The sequence below is a fragment of the Cellvibrio fibrivorans genome (assembly GCF_031457055.1).
GTDB lineage: Bacteria > Pseudomonadota > Gammaproteobacteria > Pseudomonadales > Cellvibrionaceae > Cellvibrio > Cellvibrio fibrivorans.
The window spans coordinates 1,034,149-1,051,579 of sequence record NZ_JAVDVX010000001.1 but is presented as its reverse complement, the minus strand read 5'-3'; the positions used below and the strand labels follow the sequence as shown (position 1 = coordinate 1,051,579).

Sequence of the window (17,431 nt, the reverse complement as noted above, 5' to 3'; positions counted from 1 at the left end):
TTTTGCGGCGGCATTCTGTCACAAAGAGCTGCTTATTACCATTAGTAACATGCTTATGTTCCAGACGCCCAAACGTGGCGCATTATAGAGATTAAGCCCCCCAGCAGCAACCGTCGGGCTAACACCAAACATAAAAACTGCCTAGTAAATTTGCTGTAAATTTAGCAACCAATTTATCGATTACTGCAATTTGTGTTTAGAGTCGGGATCGGTAACTAGATGTAGGGAAATGGCACCCTTTGCACAGGTGCCAGCAAAGCGGGAAAAGGAATAAATTTATTTGATATGGCCAAGGATACCATCCAGTTCATCGAGCGAATTATAGCTAATCACCAATTTACCCTTACCCTTGGGGCCATGCTGGATTTCAACTCCTGCACCCAACGTATCGGAAAGCTGATCTTGTAAACGGCGAATATCGGCAGAGACGGTAACTTCGGGTTTTACTTTGTCGGTATCTTGTCCTTCCTGGTGCAAACGCACCAAGGCTTCCGTCTGGCGTACCGACAGCCCCTTGGCGACGATTTGCCGTGCAATCGCGCGCTGGGTTTCATCGTCGAGGGTCAACAACGCCCGCGCATGACCCATTTCCAAATCGCCGTGTTCGAGCAGGGTTTTGACTTCGTCGCTCAAGGCAATCAGACGCAGCAAGTTGGTGATAGTTGTACGCGATTTACCGACTGCTTGCGCCACTTCCGCGTGGGTCAATTCAAATTCGTCTTGCAAGCGTTTGAGCGCAACTGCTTCTTCAATCGGATTTAAATTTTCACGCTGGATATTTTCGATCAGCGCCATCGCAATTGCGGCTTCATCGGGGACATCGCGAATCACTGCAGGGATTTTATCCAAGCCGGCAATTTGGGTAGCGCGCCAGCGGCGTTCACCGGCGATAATTTCGTAGCGGCCTTCACCAATCGGGCGCACCACAATCGGCTGCATCACGCCTTGGGCTTTGATCGATTCCGCCAACTCTTCCAGAGCTTCAGTGTGCATATCGCGGCGCGGCTGGTATTTGCCGCGCTGGATTAATTCCACCGGTAAATGTGCGAGCTTGCCATCGCGATAATCGAGTTTGCTATCTACTTCCGCAGGATTGATCGGCATTTCGGGCGCTGGTGCAGTTACACCCAAACCAGCACTCAAGAGTGCATCCAAGCCTTTTCCTAATCCTTTGCGTTTTGTCGACATCTCAACCAGCCTTATTTCAATTTTTTGTTAGAGGGTTTCTGCCGCAGCGGCGGATTGTTTGGGCGTTTCGTTGCGGCGCAAAATTTCTCCCGCCAGCGCGAGGTAGGCAATTGCGCCTTTGGATTGACGATCAAACGCCAACACCGGCATACCGAAACTCGGCGCTTCCGCAAGACGTACGTTGCGCGGGATGCAAGTGCGGTATAAGCGATCGCCAAAATGCTGCTGCAACTGCGCCGATACATCGTTGGTCAAACTGTTGCGCGGATCATACATAGTGCGCAGTAAACCTTCGATTTTTAAATTGGGATTCAATACTTTCTGAATTTGATTAATGGTACCAACCAATGCCGATAAACCTTCCAATGCATAATACTCACACTGCATCGCAATAATGACGCCGTCACAGGCGGCAAGTGCATTCAAGGTGAGCATGTTAAGCGAAGGAGGGCAATCGATAAGAATATAATCGTATTGGTCGCGCACCTGATTGAGTGCATTTTGTAGACGGCGCTCTTTGTTATCCAGCGCGAGCATTTCAACTTCGGCCGCAGTTAAATCGCCATTGGCGGGCAGCACATGGTATTTACCGCTTTCCGAAACCACTATGCAATCTTTGATCGCAGCGCGCTCGGTCAACACATCGTAAATATTTTCTTCAATTTCATTTTTGTTGACACCACTGCCCATAGTGGCGTTGCCCTGTGGGTCGAGGTCCACCAGCAAGACACGCTTTTTTGTCGCTACCAGTGATGCAGCTAGATTCACGCAAGTGGTTGTTTTACCGACTCCACCTTTTTGATTGGCAATGGCGTATATCTTGGTCAAGTGAAAATCCTATAACCACCCAGTGGTTGAAAAATTTTTATTGTTTCGGCTGCAAGACTAACAGGTGGCGCTCGCCATCTGTTTCGGCAACCAACAGCTTTACACTTTCTAGTAATTCAATTTTGCCAGCGATAGGTGCAAGTTCATCTTGCGGAAATATCCCTTTCATCGCCAGAAAAATTCCGCCCGGCACCAACATATGTGCACAACCGTCGGTCATATCTTGCAAACTGGCGAAGGCACGGCTTATCACTGCATCAAATTTTTGCTCGGGTTGAAATTCTTCGACCCGCCGATTCTCAACCGTTACATTGGTTAACCCCAGCAGGGTTTTAACATGAAATAAAAAGCGGGTTTTTTTACCGTTGCTATCGAGAAGGGTAAATTGTTTTTCCGGGAACATAATAGCCAATGGAATTCCCGGCAGGCCACCGCCGGTGCCGACATCAATTATCCGCGTAGCGGAAAAATTTTTATTGGCAGTAAACCAAGGCACCACACTTAAGCTATCCAGCAGATGACGCGCTACCATTTGGCGAATATCGCGCACCGCCGATAGATTATAGGCTTTGTTCCATTTTTCGAACTCGCGCACATAGGCCAACAACTTTTCAATTTGGCCTTCACTCAGCGCAACCGACATCTCAATGGCGCCGCGCAACAATTGCGCGCGTAATTCAGTGTTTAAATCCGTCACTCGTCTCTCTTTAATAAATTCGCTATAGGCTTTTTGTAGGATGGGTGGAGCCTAAGCGATACCCATCGATTTTTCACAATTACGATGCTTGTTGTTCCGGAGCATCTTCCTGCAAGCGTTTTAACACACCGCGTTTTTTCAGATAAATCAACACCAGCGAAATCGCCGCTGGCGTAATGCCGGAAATTCGCGCTGCACGCGCTAGCGTTTGTGGCCGCGCAGCGGTCAATTTTTGTTTGACCTCATTGGACAGTCCATCAACCACCGAATAATCAAAGTCATCCGGAATAATCGTATTTTCATATGCACGCAAACGATCCACATCTTCCTGTTGACGTTCGATATAGCCAGAATATTTTGCTTCAATTTCTACTTGTTCAGCCGCTGCTTCATTGGCGATAGCTTTACCTTTAAGCGAGGCGATATCGGTGTAGCTCAATTCCGGGCGGCGCAGCAAATCCATCAAACTGTATTCGCGTGTCAGTTTAGTCTGGATTTTTTGCTCTACTTGTTCTGCTTCAGCAGAACCCGCTTGGATCCAGGTGGAGCGCAGACGCTCTTGTTCAAGTGCGATTTGTTCACGCTTGTCGCAGAAAATTTTCCATTGCGCATCGCCGATCAAACCAAATTCGCGCGCTTTTTCGGTGAGGCGCAAATCGGCATTGTCTTCGCGCAACAACAAACGGTATTCGGCGCGGCTGGTAAACATACGGTAGGGTTCTTTGGTACCGAGGGTAATCAAGTCGTCCACCAATACCCCGACGTAAGCTTGATCGCGTGTCGGGCACCAGGCCGCTTTTTCTTGCGCGCGCAGCGCCGCATTTATTCCCGCAAGCAAACCCTGTGCACCGGCTTCTTCGTAACCGGTGGTGCCATTGATCTGGCCGGCAAAAAATAAACCGCCGATCACTTTGGTTTCCAGACTGTGTTGCAAATCTTGCGGATTGAAATAATCGTATTCAATCGCGTAACCCGGTCGCAGGATATGTGCGTTCTCAAAACCTTTCATCGAGCGCACGATTTCCAACTGCACATCAAACGGCAAGCTGGTGGAAATGCCGTTCGGATAAAGCTCGTGGGTAGTCAAACCTTCCGGCTCGATAAATACCTGGTGTGAATCCTTATCCGCGAAGCGGTGAATTTTATCTTCAATTGACGGACAGTAGCGCGGGCCAATCCCTTCAATCACGCCTGAGTACATGGGCGAGCGATCAAGGTTGCGGCGAATCACATCGTGGGTTTTTTCATTAGTGTGAGTGATGTAGCAACAAATTTGTTGCGGTTGCATGGCGCGATTGCCCATCACCGACATCACCGGACGCGGCTCATCGCCGTATTGTTTTTCCAGCACATCCAAATTGACGGTGCGCGCATCAACCCGCGGCGGCGTACCGGTTTTTAAACGATCAACGCGCAGCGGCAATTCACGCAGGCGTTTTGAAAGTGCAATCGACGGCGGATCACCCGCGCGGCCACCAGAATAATTTTGCATACCGATGTGGATCAAACCACCAAGGAATGTACCAGCAGTCAAGACAACTTGATTGGCCATAAATTTCAGGCCCATCTGCGTAACCACACCGCGTACTTGATCGTTTTCCACAATCAGGTCGTCAGCGGCTTGTTGGAAAATCCAGAGGTTTTCCTGATTTTCCAGGGTTTCACGGATCGCCGCTTTGTAGAGGACGCGGTCGGCCTGGGCACGGGTCGCGCGCACGGCAGGGCCTTTGCGCGCATTCAATACACGGAATTGGATGCCGCCTTTGTCTGTTGCGAGTGCCATAGCGCCGCCCATGGCATCGATTTCTTTTACCAGATGGCTTTTGCCAATCCCGCCAATGGCCGGGTTACAAGACATTTGGCCGAGGGTTTCGATGTTGTGCGACAGCAGCAAAGTCTTACAGCCCATACGCGCGGAAGCTAAGCAAGCCTCAGTACCAGCATGGCCGCCGCCGATCACAATCACATCAAAACGATCCGGGAAAATCATCGCTTACTACCTTGCAGCCGGGCTGCGTACAAATACCTTGGGAAGGCGAGGGACAAAAGGGGCGACATTATAGGGCTTGTCAGCGGTTTGCACAAAACTTGTACAGGGATTAATCAATATAAATTTTAACCCTCCATATGGGCTCAACAGTGAACTCCTGCCGCTAAGCGTTTCAACTCAAATACCTAAGTCCTGTTTGTAGATCGCATGCGTTTTTAGTTATTCAAAAAAACAGCTCGCGTTACAACAAAGGAAAATATTTTATGAAATGAATATATGTATTGTTATTTAGGTATTTAAAAGATGTTGTTATATATATAGCGCGATATTTCTGTGGATAAGCCAATAAAGTCATTATTTTTCAATAGGTTAATTGTAGGATAAGGAACTGGAAAAGCATCGCGCAAGCTGGTCTTAAGCTGCTCGGAAGCTGGTTGTAAAAGCCTTTGTTATACAGAAGTGGAGAAAAAAGGGACTTATCCCCAAAAGCCTGCCCAGCTTTTGTCATACACACCCACAGGTTTGTACACATGAGTGTTTGATCACAATCAAAATAGTATTAAAAACAACTATTTACACCATAAAACTCGATTTAACTGTGGATAACCTGTGTAACTGTGTGGAAAAACATGAAGATAAGCCGGTATTAAGGTGTCTTTTACTGGAAGGTTAAGGAGTTAATGTGTAAATCTGAATGCAGGAACAAAGAGGTAAACAGGGAGGGAAGTTTTGCTATTCAAGACGCACTTACCACATCGGTATCCGGGTCATTGGCGAGTGATTCATCCAACCATTGGATAGGTGAAGCCTGGGCATCAAGCCAACATAAAAGTAATTCCCAATCGTTGCGATCGCGCGCATGGCTCTGCTGAGGGTAATCGGCAATACCGCGCCCTTCACTATAGGCGCGTACATAATGCTGAGTGTCCCTCAAGGTCGCGGGATAGGGAATATTCAAACTGAGCAGGAATTTTTGTAATCGCTCCCAGGCATTTGCCTGTTGTTTAACGCGGTTGGCAATTACGGCGATAGGGCGACGCTGGCGGCGCATGCTGCGGGTTAACAGGAGTTCGCCAATAAAACGGGCGCTGGCGCGGATATCAATATCCGAGGGTAGCACCGGCACTATGATGAGATCGTGGTTCTGGATGATATCGTCCAGTGCCATATCAGTAAGGCCGGGTGCGGCATCGGTTATCAACCAGCGTGTCGATTTGGGCGCTCGCCATTGGAAGCTGCGCGTGATGCGGCTATTGAGTTCTATTTTTACGCCGAAAATTTTTGGGAGTTCGGGTCCGCGTGAACTTAGCCAATGGCTGGCTGAACCCTGGGGATCTGCATCGACCAGTACGGTGGTATCCCCACGTTTTGCTAACCAGGAGGCAAGGTTGGTACTGACGGTGGTTTTACCCGATCCGCCTTTGCCATTAATTACCAAAATCCGGCAAGCAGAAAGTAACTGGATGGCAACCAGAGGTTCTGCATGGGTTTTGGCAATCCTGGTTTGCGGTGGGGTATTCATCGCGTAGGTCTATATTGTTTAATTAATAAACAGTATAGACATAGCGCTAAGGCATTGTTGGCAGGGGTTCACACAAGGCGGATTTGAGTGGAAACAGGCGACTGGATAATAGGTTATTTGCCGATACAAAAATTGCTGAAGATGCGCCCAAGTAAATCATCCGGGGTAAATTCGCCGGTTATCTCATTGAGCGAGTATTGCGCCTGGCGTAAATCTTCAGCCAGCAATTCGCCGGCGGCATAACCTTGCAGCTGGGTTTTGCCGGAAGCGAGGAACAATTGTGCGCGTTCAAGTGCATCCAGGTGGCGGCGGCGGGCGGTAAATCCTCCTTCACCACTGCCGCTAAAACCCATAATGGTTTTCAGATGGTTTTTTAGATCATCAATCCCGGCACCGGTTGCAGCACTAATACCTATATATAGGTCATTCGATGTTGAGTGAAACAATCCAGCTGCTTCAGCGCTAAGATCAATTTTGTTGCGAACCAGAGTGATTTTGCTGGGATCTTGCAGTTTTTCGACAAACTCAGGCCATATTTCGTTAGGCTTAGTCAGCTGACTTTGGCGGCTATCGACTAATAACAGCACCCGGTCGGCTTGTTGGATCTCCTGCCAGGCGCGTTGGATGCCGATCTGTTCAACTTCATCCGGGCTGTCGCGTAAGCCGGCGGTATCAATAATATGCAACGGCATGCCATCAATATGGATATGTTCGCGCAATACATCTCGGGTAGTGCCTTCAATACTGGTGACAATGGCTGACTCACGTCCACTCAGTGCGTTAAGCAAACTGGATTTTCCGGCATTAGGGCGGCCGGCAATCACCACGCGCATACCGTCGCGCACTAACACACCTTGACGCGCTTCTTTAAATACCTGCTCCAGTTTTCCGATGATGTTATCCAGATCGCGCGCAACTTTGCCGTCACTTAAAAAGTCGATCTCTTCTTCGGGGAAGTCAATTGATGCTTCAACGTAAATTCGCAAGTGAATCAAGGCTTCAACCAGTTCATGGATACGTTTGGAAAACGCACCTTGCAGTGAGTGCAAAGCATTGCGTGCCGCTTGTTCGCTGGTGGCATCGATCAGGTCAGCAATAGCTTCGGCCTGGGCGAGGTCGAGTTTGTCATTTAAAAATGCGCGCTCGGAAAACTCACCCGGACGGGCGAGGCGGATACCGAGCTGGGTGATTTCGCGCAGGAGTAAGTCAAGAATAACTGGCCCGCCGTGGCCCTGGAGTTCAAGGACATCCTCACCGGTAAAAGAGTTGGGGCCTGGGAAAAATAGGGCTATGCCTTGGTCGAGCACATCGCCAGCGCGGTTTTTGAAATCGCAATAATGGGCGTGGCGCGGTTGGAGTTGGATGTTAAGCAGTTGTTCGGCAACCAGACGGGCTTTGGCTCCGGAGATGCGGACTATACCGACACCACCGCGGCCAGTGGCGGTGGCGATGGCGGCGATGGTGTCGGTAATGATCATAGCGTTAACTTATTTAGCGGCGGGTTCGGCGTCGATTTGTTTGGTAATGATGTACTGTTGGATAATCGACAAGGTGTTGTTAGTCACCCAGTAAAGTACCAGCCCAGCCGGGAACCAAAGGAACATAAAGGTAAAGATCAACGGCAGCATCTGCATGATGCGCGCTTGCATAGGATCAGTCGGCTGTGGGTTGAGCTTCTGCATAAAATACATGGTGATACCGTAAATAACTGGCAGCACAAAGTAGGGGTCTTTTACCGAGAGATCGAAGATCCAACCGAAGAACGGTGAATGACGCAGTTCTACCGATTCCATCAACACATAATAAAGAGCGAGGAATACCGGCATCTGGATCAGCAGCGGTAAGCAACCACCAAAAGGATTTACCTTTTCGGTTTTATACATTTTCATCATTTCTTGCGAGAACTTCTGGCGGTCATCGCCAAGACGTTCTTTCAATTCAGCCATTTTCGGCGCTAACTTGCGCATTTTCGCCATGGATTTATAGCTGGTTGCCGAAAGTTTGAAGAACAAGGCTTTTACAATCAGGGTCAAACCAATAATGGCCAAGCCCCAGTTGCCTACTAAACCGTGAATCCACTTAAGAACAAAGAACAGCGGTTTGGCTACCCACCAGAGCCAGCCGTAGTCTACGGTCAGGTCGAGGTAGGGGGAGATTTGTTCCAGACGCTCGGTGTCTTTGGGTCCTGCGTAAAAACCGGCTGAGATACTAGCTTGGGTTCCCGGAGCAACTTCATTAACCTTGCCGGTAAAACCCATCAAATAAAGGTCATTGTCGCCTAACTTGCGCAAATGATAGGTATTTTGACTGTCGGCATCGGGAATCCAGGCACTGATAAAGTAGTGCTGTACCATCGCCACCCAACCACCTTGAACGCCCACTTTTTCTTCTTTTTCAGCCATATCGGCAAAGGTGATTTTTTTGTACTTTTCTTCCGCGGTGGTAATTGCGGCACCCAGGAAAGGGTTCATTTCCAAAGCGCTGACTTTTACAAAGTTTTGGCTATCGCGTTTGATCTGGCCGTAAAGCTGTGCTGACCAGGGATTGGCGCTTTTGTTATCGATCAGGTATTCAACATTGATCAGGTAATCGCCACGGGTAAAGGTGTAGCGCTTGGTGATCTTGACTTCGCCCTGTTGCAATACTAGGTCAACGACCAACTGCTTTTCACCATCGGCCAGGATGTATTCATTTTTCTCACTGCTAAACAGTGGGCGACCTTGGGCGGTATCGGTTCCGTTGGTGCCAATCAAACCGCTTTGTGCCAGATAAGTGTGGTTGTCGCGATTATCGAGCAACACAAAAGGTTGGTCGGGAGTGTCCAGTTTGAGAAAGTGACGTGGAAGTGCAAGCTGCACAATGTCGCCACCCAGAGGATTTATGACCAGATCAAAACTGTCTGTTTTCACGTTAATCAGTTGGTTTGCAGCCAAAGTAGTTTTTTCTGCTTCAGACAGACTATTAGCAGCAACTGGAATATCACTGTTGATAGCCGTCGCTGCGGGGATTGAACCCGTGTTAGTGGTGGTTTGGGTGGCTACCGGTGTTTGTGTGGGTAGCTGTTCCTGATATTCATGCCAGCGAATAACCAACATCAATAAGGTAGCGAGAATTGCTGCAATTAATAGGTTTTTTTGCCAATCCATCTTAATGACTGCCATCAGTAGTGTGTGAGTGAATAGAAGAACAACAGGTCTTGTTCAATTCCGGTACCGGATCCAGGCCACCTTCATGCCAGGGATGGCATTTTAGTAGGCGTCGCAGGGTTAGATAAGACCCTGTAAAAAATCCATGCCGCACAATTGCTTCTTCCGAGTAATGTGAGCAGCTGGGATAAAAGCGGCATTGGTTGCCAATCCAGGGGCTTAAAAAATAGCGATATCCGTGCAGTAGTTTGACTGCCAGCCAGATCAGGCCGGAATGGCCGTTATTGATCAGTCGCTTTAGCATCTGCATTGACCTTTTACTCTGCCCCTTGATTTTGCGCCTGCGATGTTAACCGATGATGGCGCACTTTTTTGAAAATTCGCTGCCATTGTTGATTTAATTGCTGGCTAAATTCGCTATTGGACAGGCTATCCATCCCCTTGCGTGACAGCACCACAATATCCAACCCGGCTAACTCCTGCTGCTGCAGGCGAAAACTTTCGCGGATCAAGCGTTTCATGCGGTTGCGTTCCACTGCCAACTTCATGTGTTTTTTGGCCATCACTAAACCCAAACGCGGCTGGGTCTGTTGGTTGAGGCGGGCGAGGATCAAAAAATACTGATGCGAAGCGCGAAAAGGAGCGTCATCAAACACGGGTTTGAAATCAGCGGCGCAGAGTAAACGCAGGGATTTGGTAAAACAAAAAGAAGCGGAGTTGGAACCTGGACCAAAGCGGACATCGCTTTGGGGTTGATTCGAACTAGCAGACTGTTGAAATTCTATTTTGGCTGGCATAAGTGCGCTAAAAATAGTCTGGGAATGACCGTTATCGACTACTTTGTCTCACGTTTGCCAATAACAAATTTCAACAAACTGCTAGTGAACCAAGAAGCGCGAACGATTAAACGCGAGTCAGCTCGGCACGGCCTTTGGCGCGACGACGAGCCAATACCAAACGACCACCTTTGGTAGCCATACGAGCACGAAAGCCGTGGTTACGAACGCGTTTTAGATTGCTGGGTTGGAATGTTCTTTTCATGATAAACCTGTTAAAAATCCTGAGTTAATTCACACGGCGTGCGAAAAGAGGCGGGATTCTAATGAATGCCACTGTCTAAAGCAAATTATTTTGAGCAAATAATCTACAAAAAGTGGCAAATTGAGCTGTGCACATTTTCTACCAGTTTTCCCCCAGTTAATTCATATATTATTCACAGGTTTATCCACAGGTTTGTCGTTTTATTCATTCTTTTTGCCGCCCCGCGGGGCTCTGTTATAAGCTGGTTGATATGGTGTAACTAATTGAATTTTAATGGCTAAATTTTAGCCCGTTCAAATTAATTTTGACTTTTGTTGTGGATAACTCTGGGGGGCGGGAGTAGACTTAGCTCCCCCGTATAAATCTGGGTTTAATCCTATCCAGAATTCATCAAATAGTAGCGGGCCTCAGTCTTTATCTCTGTTTATCAACACATCAATGAACAATAACCGCAATTGGCGTTTCGGGAGTTTTGGTTTTGCTGCAATCGATTTGGAAATTATGTGCCGCCAGCCTGCAGGATGAATTGCCTTCACAGCAGTTCAATACCTGGATTCGGCCATTGCAAATTGATGAATCAGCCTCTCCCCAAGAATTGCGCTTGCTAGCACCCAATCGATTTATTTGCGACTGGGTCACAGAAAAATTTCTCAATCGTATCCGCGAACTGGCCAGTCACTACCATCAGGACAATAACCTGCTGGTGGCGGTGGGTGTTGCGCCGCGACCGGCAGCAGGTTTTCAAGCGAACCCGGTAAACCAGCGCTCGGTGCCCAGCTATGAATCCGCTGCTTTAGCTCCAGCTTCAGTTGATATGAAGGAGGACAATCTCGCGTTTGGTAGTCAAGGTGTGGTGCAGGAAGTTAATAGTGATAGCTATTCAAATTCGTCGAATAGGGCGAAATCTCCGTCTAAAATCATTGAATACGACACAAAGTCACGCGATATTCTTCTAGAAACTGGTTTTGATAGCACTCGTGTAACGCCCGAGTTGGAAGTTGAAGGCGGCCTTAAGCACAGCAACTATTTAAATGTGTCATCTACTTTCGCTACCTTTGTCGAAGGAAAGTCCAACCAGCTAGGTTTGGCCGCCGCGCGCCAAGTGGCGGAAAATCCGGGCGGTGCCTACAACCCTCTCTTTATATATGGTGGAGTTGGCTTGGGGAAAACCCATTTGATGCAAGCTGTCGGCAACGCCATGGTGGCGCGCAACCCTAATGCGAAAGTGGTTTACTTGCATTCCGAGCGGTTTGTTGCCGATATGGTAAAGGCGCTGCAGTTGAATGCGATAAATGATTTCAAACGATACTACCGTTCGATGGATGCGCTGCTGATTGACGATATCCAATTTTTTGCTGGTAAGGAGCGTTCGCAGGAAGAGTTTTTTCACACCTTCAACTCCCTGTTGGAAGGGGGCCGCCAGATCATTCTGACATGTGATCGTTTCCCGAAAGAAATCAATGGGTTGGAAGAGCGATTAAAATCCCGCTTTGGTTGGGGTCTGACCGTGGCGGTAGAACCGCCAGAGTTGGAAACGCGGGTGGCAATTTTGATGAAAAAGGCCGAGCAGGTGAATATTGATTTACCGCACGAAGCTGCCTTTTTTATCGCTCAGCGTATTCGCGCCAATGTGCGCGACCTGGAAGGCGCCTTAAAACGCGTCATCGCCAGCGCCAATTTTACCGGCCGTCCAATTGATGTCGAACTGGTGCGCGAAGCTTTAAAAGATTTGTTAGCCCTGCAGGATAAACAGGTCGGTATCGACAATATCCAGCGCGTGGTATGTGAATACTACAAAATCAAAATGAACGATATGATTTCCAAGCGTCGCAGTCGTTCAGTGGCGCGCCCGCGCCAAGTGGCGATGGCCTTGGCGAAAGAATTGACCAACCACAGCTTGCCGGAAATTGGCGAAGCATTCGGCGGCCGCGACCATACCACGGTATTGCACGCGTGCCGCAAGATTAAGGATTTACAGGAAGAGACCGCAGATATCCGCGAAGATATGAAAAACTTGCTGCGTTCCCTGACAACTTGATTTATAAACGTTGTTGTTTTGTGCATCATCCCGTAGCGATAAAAACACCATAAGTCCTGGAAGATTACTTAAGAGACCATCACATGAAATTTGCCGTATCCCGCGAAGCCCTGCTCAAACCCTTACAACTGGTAGCTGGTGTGGTGGAGCGTCGTCAAACGCTGCCGGTGTTGTCCAATGTGTTGATCCAGCTCAACGGCGATCAACTCTCGCTCACTGGTACTGATCTGGAAGTTGAGATTGTCGGGCGTATTACGCTGGAGCAAGCGGGTGTGTCGGGTGATATCACAGTTCCTGCACGTAAGCTGCTAGATATCTGCAAATCCCTGCCTGATGGTAGCAATATTGAGTTTTTTCTGGAAGAGAGCCGAATTATGGTCAAGTCTGGCCGCAGCCGGTTTACCCTCTCTACTTTACCGGCGGCAGATTTCCCCAATGTGGAAGACACACCCGGCAACCTGCGTTTCAGCTGTGCCCAGCAAGAAGTTAAACGTCTTATTGAACGAACTGCCTTTGCCATGGCACAGCAAGATGTACGCTATTACCTGAACGGTATGTTGTGGGAAGTTCGCCAGGATCAATTGCGTGTAGTGGCTACCGACGGTCACCGTATGGCCATGTGTACCCGCATAGTAGCGGTTAATACCAGCGATGTTATCCAGGCAATCTTGCCGCGCAAAGGTGTGTTGGAATTATCACGCTTGCTGGATGATTCCAGTGCGCAAGTGGAAGTGGTACTCAGCTCCAACCATATTCGCGTCACTTCTATGGATTACACCTTCACCTCAAAATTGGTTGATGGCAAGTTCCCCGAGTACGAGCGGGTATTGCCGCGTGGTGGTAATAAAGTCGTGATAGGTTCACGTCTGGAATTGAAACAAGCGTTTGGCCGCACAGCGATTTTGTCGAATGAAAAGTATCGTGGTGTGCGCCTGTTATTGTCGGACGGCACCCTGACTATAGTGGCCAACAACCCCGAGCAGGAAGAAGCAGAAGAGCAGGTCACTGTGGATTACACGGGTGAATCGCTTGAAGTAGGCTTTAATGTGAGTTATCTGCAGGATGTTACCAACGTCATCAGCAATGAAAATGTGAAGATCACCCTCTCGGATGCCAACTCCAGCGCCCTGTTGGAAGAACCCGAAAATAGCGATTCCCTCTACGTAGTTATGCCGATGCGCCTGTAATGGCGCATTGGTAGTTCCTGTCTCGCTGGTCGTATGACCTTAAAACGCCTGCTTATCCAAAACCTGCGCAATCTGGAAGGAGTTGATATTGCTCCTTCGTTGCAGGTGAATCTTATCTATGGCGAAAATGGCTCTGGCAAAACCAGTATTCTAGAAGCCATAAATCTGCTCGCTCTCGGTCGATCCTTCCGTAGCCATAAACATAAACCCCTGATCAATCACCAGCATCAGTCATTTACCGTGTTTGGCCGCGTCCATGCAGACGATGGTTCTGAAGTTCCAATTGGAATAAGCCGAAGTCTGGATGGTGACGCTAGTTTTAAGGCCAATGGTGTACTTGTACCATCGGCCGCAGATCTTGCGGCTTACTTACCAGTGCAAGTGATTAACTCCGATACTTTTTTATTATTGGAAGGCAGCCCAAAAGTCAGGCGACAATTTATTGATTGGTTAGTGTTTCACGTGGAACCTAATTTTTTCCCGGCGTGGAAAGCTATCCAGCGCTGCCTGAAACACCGCAATAGCCTCTTGCGCCGTGATAGAATAGACCCCTTTGAATTGGCCACTTGGGACAAAGAATTAGTCGGTTTAACCGATATAATCCATGAGTTTCGCACCCAATGTATGGCGCAGTTTCAGGAAACCTTTGCCGAATTGTTAAAGGAATTTATCAATATTGATGGTATTGCCCTTGGCTACTATCGCGGTTGGGATAAAGATAAAACCTATGCCGATGTGCTCAATGCGAGTTTTGAACGGGATAAGCGCCAGGGTTTTACCCACTTGGGTAGCCATAGGGCTGATTTAAAAATAACGGTGAATGGTTTGGATGCCGCAGAAGTCCTCTCGCGTGGCCAACAAAAGCTGCTAGTCTGTGCGCTCAAAATTGCCCAAGGCTATGTATTTACGCGGATAACAGGGCGTAAATCGATTTATTTAGTAGATGATTTACCTGCAGAGTTAGATGAAAAACACCGTGCTCTATTGGTTCATTGGTTGGATACCATGGGCACCCAGGTATTTATTACCGGGGTAGAGCCAGAAACCCTGGCATCCAGCTGGCGCGACAAGACGAAAATAACCCCAAAAATGTTCCACGTGGAACAGGGTAGGGTGACCGAGGTGAGTTAATTACCTGGTTATTATCGAAAGAGATATTACCTAAAAAGAGATTATGCACAGCTTGTTTATCCAAGCTGCTACTGAACAAAAAAGCGGAGAAATGCTATGTCAGAAGAGAATGTTTACGACTCGTCCAGTATTAAAGTCCTTAAGGGCTTGGATGCGGTGCGTAAGCGCCCAGGGATGTACATTGGTGACACAGATGATGGCTCAGGCTTGCATCATATGGTGTTTGAAGTGGTCGATAACTCTATCGATGAAGCGCTCGCTGGTCACTGTGATGAGGTGCGCGTGGTTATCCACCCCGATGAAACAGTCTCTGTCTCTGACAACGGCCGCGGTATTCCTACCGAGATGCACGAAGAAGGAGTATCAGCCGCTGAAGTAATCATGACAGTACTCCATGCGGGCGGTAAGTTTGATGACAATACCTACAAGGTATCCGGCGGCCTGCACGGCGTGGGTGTATCGGTAGTAAATGCCCTGTCTGAATACCTGAAGCTGACGATCCGTCGCGGTGGCAAGATCCACGAGCAGATCTATCGCCACGGTGTACCCGATGAAGCGCTCAAAGTAGTAGGCGATTCGAGCACCACCGGGACTGAAATCCACTTCAAACCCTCTGCCGCCACCTTTACCAATATTGAATTCCACTTCGAATTGCTGGCCAAACGCCTGCGCGAGCTCTCGTTCCTGAACTCGGGTGTGCGTATTGTCTTGAAAGACGAGCGCAGTGGTAAGGAAGAGGTTTACCAATACGAAGGTGGTTTGCGCGCATTCGTAGACCATTTAAACAAGAACAAAACCACCATTAATAAGATGGTGCACTTTGTATCGCTCAAGCGCGATGATGGTATAGGTGTGGAAGTAGCGCTGCAGTGGAATGATTCCTTCCAGGAAAACCTGTTCTGCTACACCAATAACATTCCGCAGCGCGACGGCGGTACCCACTTGGCCGGTTTCCGCGCCGCGCTAACCCGCGGTTTGAACACCTATATTGAGAAAGAAGGCATTGCTAAAAACGCTAAAGTCGCCACTACCGGTGATGATGCCCGCGAAGGTCTGACCGCGATTATCTCGGTAAAAGTACCTGATCCTAAATTCTCCAGCCAAACTAAAGACAAACTCGTTTCTTCTGAAGTGAAAACTGCTGTAGAACAAGAGATGAACGAGCACTTCGGCGCTTACCTGCTGGAAAATCCCCAAGAAGCTAAAGCGATTGTGGGTAAGATGATTGATGCCGCCCGCGCCCGCGAAGCCGCGCGTAAAGCGCGTGAGATGACTCGCCGCAAAGGTGCGCTGGATATCGCCGGTCTGCCCGGCAAGCTGGCCGATTGTCAGGAAAAAGATCCAGCGCTTTCCGAACTCTACCTGGTAGAGGGAGACTCTGCGGGTGGCTCAGCTAAACAAGGTCGCGCGCGCAAGACCCAGGCGATCCTGCCGCTCAAGGGTAAGATCCTTAACGTGGAAAAAGCCCGTTTCGATAAGATGTTATCCAGTGCGGAAGTGGGCACCCTGATTACCGCACTCGGTTGCGGTATCGGTAAAGAGGATTACAACCCGGAAAAACTGCGCTACCACAGCATCATTATCATGACCGACGCCGACGTGGACGGTTCACACATCCGCACCTTGTTGCTAACCTTCTTCTTCCGTCAAATGCGCGAGCTGATTGAGCGTGGCCACATCTACATCGCCCAGCCACCGCTGTACAAAATTGCCAAAGGCAAGCAAGAACAGTATCTGAAAGATGAAGCAGCGATGACCGAGTTCCTGACTCAGGCAGCGCTTGAAGATGCGAGTCTTTACGTCAATCCAAGTGCGCCACCTATCGCCGGCGAAGCCTTGGAAAAGCTGGTGTATGAATACCGCAAAGTGATGGCCACTATCGATCGCTTGTCGCGTCTCTACCCGGCTGATGTATTGGAAAAGATGATCTACTTACCGGCAGTCCGCCCTGAGCATTTGGCTGACCAAGGCCATATGCAGCAGTGGTGTGACCAAATGGCCGCGCATTTCAGTATCGATGCGCGCGCCGGCAGCCAGCGCTACATCATTACTGTGCGTGAAGATACCGAGCGCCACTTGTTTATGCCGCAGGTTGAAATCACTGCTCACGGCATTGCAACTCCTTATCCGTTTAATCATGATTTTTTTGCCTCAGGCGAATACGCATCGATCGTTTCACTGGGCGAGAAGCTGGAGAGCCTGATTGAAGAGGGTGCCTATATCCAGCGCGGCGAGCGCAAACAACCGCTGTTCAAGTTTGCTGAAGGCCTTGAATGGCTGATGAAAGAGTCGCGCAAAGGCTACAACATCCAGCGCTATAAAGGTCTTGGCGAGATGAACCCGGAGCAATTGTGGGATACCACTATGAATCCGGAAACCCGCCGTATGCTGCGAGTGACTATCCAGGACGCGATTGCCGCCGACCAGATCTTCACCTGTCTAATGGGTGATAACGTGGAACCACGCCGTGAATTTATCGAGACCAATGCACTCGCGGTGGCAAACCTTGATATTTAAAAACTATTAAAATTTATTAATTAATAGTTAATAAAATATATGAAAAAGAAGGCCGAATTTTTGCGAATTCGGCTTTTTATATTCAGAAATGAAATAAAAATTGTCGTCAAATTCACAAATTTTCGATTTTTGCTGGTCTATACTCA

Annotated in this window: 14 protein-coding genes; 4 read left to right on the top strand and 10 right to left on the bottom strand. The window is 48.7% G+C overall.

The window, feature by feature from the left end:
• Nucleotides 1–276: 276 nt before the first annotated feature.
• The 10 genes from J2X05_RS04445 to rpmH form a co-directional block, all read right to left on the bottom strand.
• Nucleotides 277–1,188: a ParB/RepB/Spo0J family partition protein gene (locus J2X05_RS04445; RefSeq protein ID WP_310069164.1), complete on the bottom strand. Its 912-nt coding sequence runs from the start codon at nucleotides 1,186–1,188 to the stop codon at nucleotides 277–279.
• Nucleotides 1,189–1,215: 27 nt separating this feature from the next.
• Nucleotides 1,216–2,016 (bottom strand): ParA family protein, encoded by an 801-nt coding sequence (locus J2X05_RS04440; protein ID WP_310069161.1) that lies wholly within the window; start codon nucleotides 2,014–2,016, stop codon nucleotides 1,216–1,218.
• A 37-nt stretch (nucleotides 2,017–2,053) separates the two neighbouring features.
• The gene (rsmG, locus tag J2X05_RS04435; protein WP_374725251.1) at nucleotides 2,054–2,659 is read right to left on the bottom strand and encodes a 16S rRNA (guanine(527)-N(7))-methyltransferase RsmG; all 606 of its coding nucleotides are present in this window, start codon (nucleotides 2,657–2,659) and stop codon (nucleotides 2,054–2,056) included.
• A gap of 133 nt (nucleotides 2,660–2,792) precedes the next feature.
• Complete coding sequence (gene mnmG, locus J2X05_RS04430; RefSeq protein ID WP_310069156.1) at nucleotides 2,793–4,703, bottom strand: tRNA uridine-5-carboxymethylaminomethyl(34) synthesis enzyme MnmG; 1,911 nt, start codon at nucleotides 4,701–4,703, stop codon at nucleotides 2,793–2,795.
• Nucleotides 4,704–5,439: 736 nt separating this feature from the next.
• On the bottom strand, nucleotides 5,440–6,225 hold the full coding sequence (locus J2X05_RS04425) for a nucleotide-binding protein (RefSeq protein WP_310069153.1): 786 nt from the start codon (nucleotides 6,223–6,225) through the stop codon (nucleotides 5,440–5,442).
• 113 nt (nucleotides 6,226–6,338) lie between these two features.
• A complete protein-coding gene (gene mnmE / locus J2X05_RS04420; RefSeq protein ID WP_310069151.1) occupies nucleotides 6,339–7,703 on the bottom strand; it encodes a tRNA uridine-5-carboxymethylaminomethyl(34) synthesis GTPase MnmE in 1,365 nt (454 codons plus the stop codon).
• 9 nt (nucleotides 7,704–7,712) lie between these two features.
• Entirely contained in the window at nucleotides 7,713–9,371 is a 1,659-nt protein-coding gene (gene yidC, locus J2X05_RS04415) for a membrane protein insertase YidC (RefSeq protein WP_310069148.1), read from the bottom strand.
• Between the two features lies 1 nt (nucleotide 9,372).
• Complete coding sequence (gene yidD, locus J2X05_RS04410; RefSeq protein ID WP_374725246.1) at nucleotides 9,373–9,675, bottom strand: membrane protein insertion efficiency factor YidD; 303 nt, start codon at nucleotides 9,673–9,675, stop codon at nucleotides 9,373–9,375.
• 13 nt (nucleotides 9,676–9,688) lie between these two features.
• Nucleotides 9,689–10,168, bottom strand: coding sequence for a ribonuclease P protein component (gene rnpA, locus J2X05_RS04405; RefSeq protein WP_310069146.1), 480 nt, complete (start codon nucleotides 10,166–10,168; stop codon nucleotides 9,689–9,691).
• Nucleotides 10,169–10,274: 106 nt separating this feature from the next.
• Nucleotides 10,275–10,412, bottom strand: coding sequence for a 50S ribosomal protein L34 (rpmH, locus tag J2X05_RS04400; RefSeq protein WP_084617888.1), 138 nt, complete (start codon nucleotides 10,410–10,412; stop codon nucleotides 10,275–10,277).
• 478 nt (nucleotides 10,413–10,890) lie between these two features.
• Here rpmH and dnaA point away from each other — a divergent pair, with 478 nt between their 5' ends.
• The 4 genes from dnaA (at nucleotide 10,891) to gyrB (ending at nucleotide 17,285) form a co-directional block, all read left to right on the top strand.
• Nucleotides 10,891–12,450: a chromosomal replication initiator protein DnaA gene (gene dnaA, locus J2X05_RS04395; RefSeq protein ID WP_310069143.1), complete on the top strand. Its 1,560-nt coding sequence runs from the start codon at nucleotides 10,891–10,893 to the stop codon at nucleotides 12,448–12,450.
• 83 nt (nucleotides 12,451–12,533) lie between these two features.
• Nucleotides 12,534–13,637: a DNA polymerase III subunit beta gene (dnaN, locus tag J2X05_RS04390; RefSeq protein ID WP_310069140.1), complete on the top strand. Its 1,104-nt coding sequence runs from the start codon at nucleotides 12,534–12,536 to the stop codon at nucleotides 13,635–13,637.
• Nucleotides 13,638–13,670: 33 nt separating this feature from the next.
• Nucleotides 13,671–14,768, top strand: a complete 1,098-nt coding sequence (gene recF / locus J2X05_RS04385; RefSeq protein WP_310069137.1) for a DNA replication/repair protein RecF — start codon at nucleotides 13,671–13,673, stop codon at nucleotides 14,766–14,768.
• Between the two features lie 96 nt (nucleotides 14,769–14,864).
• Complete coding sequence (gyrB, locus tag J2X05_RS04380) at nucleotides 14,865–17,285, top strand: DNA topoisomerase (ATP-hydrolyzing) subunit B (protein ID WP_310069134.1); 2,421 nt, start codon at nucleotides 14,865–14,867, stop codon at nucleotides 17,283–17,285.
• Nucleotides 17,286–17,431 lie beyond the last annotated feature (146 nt).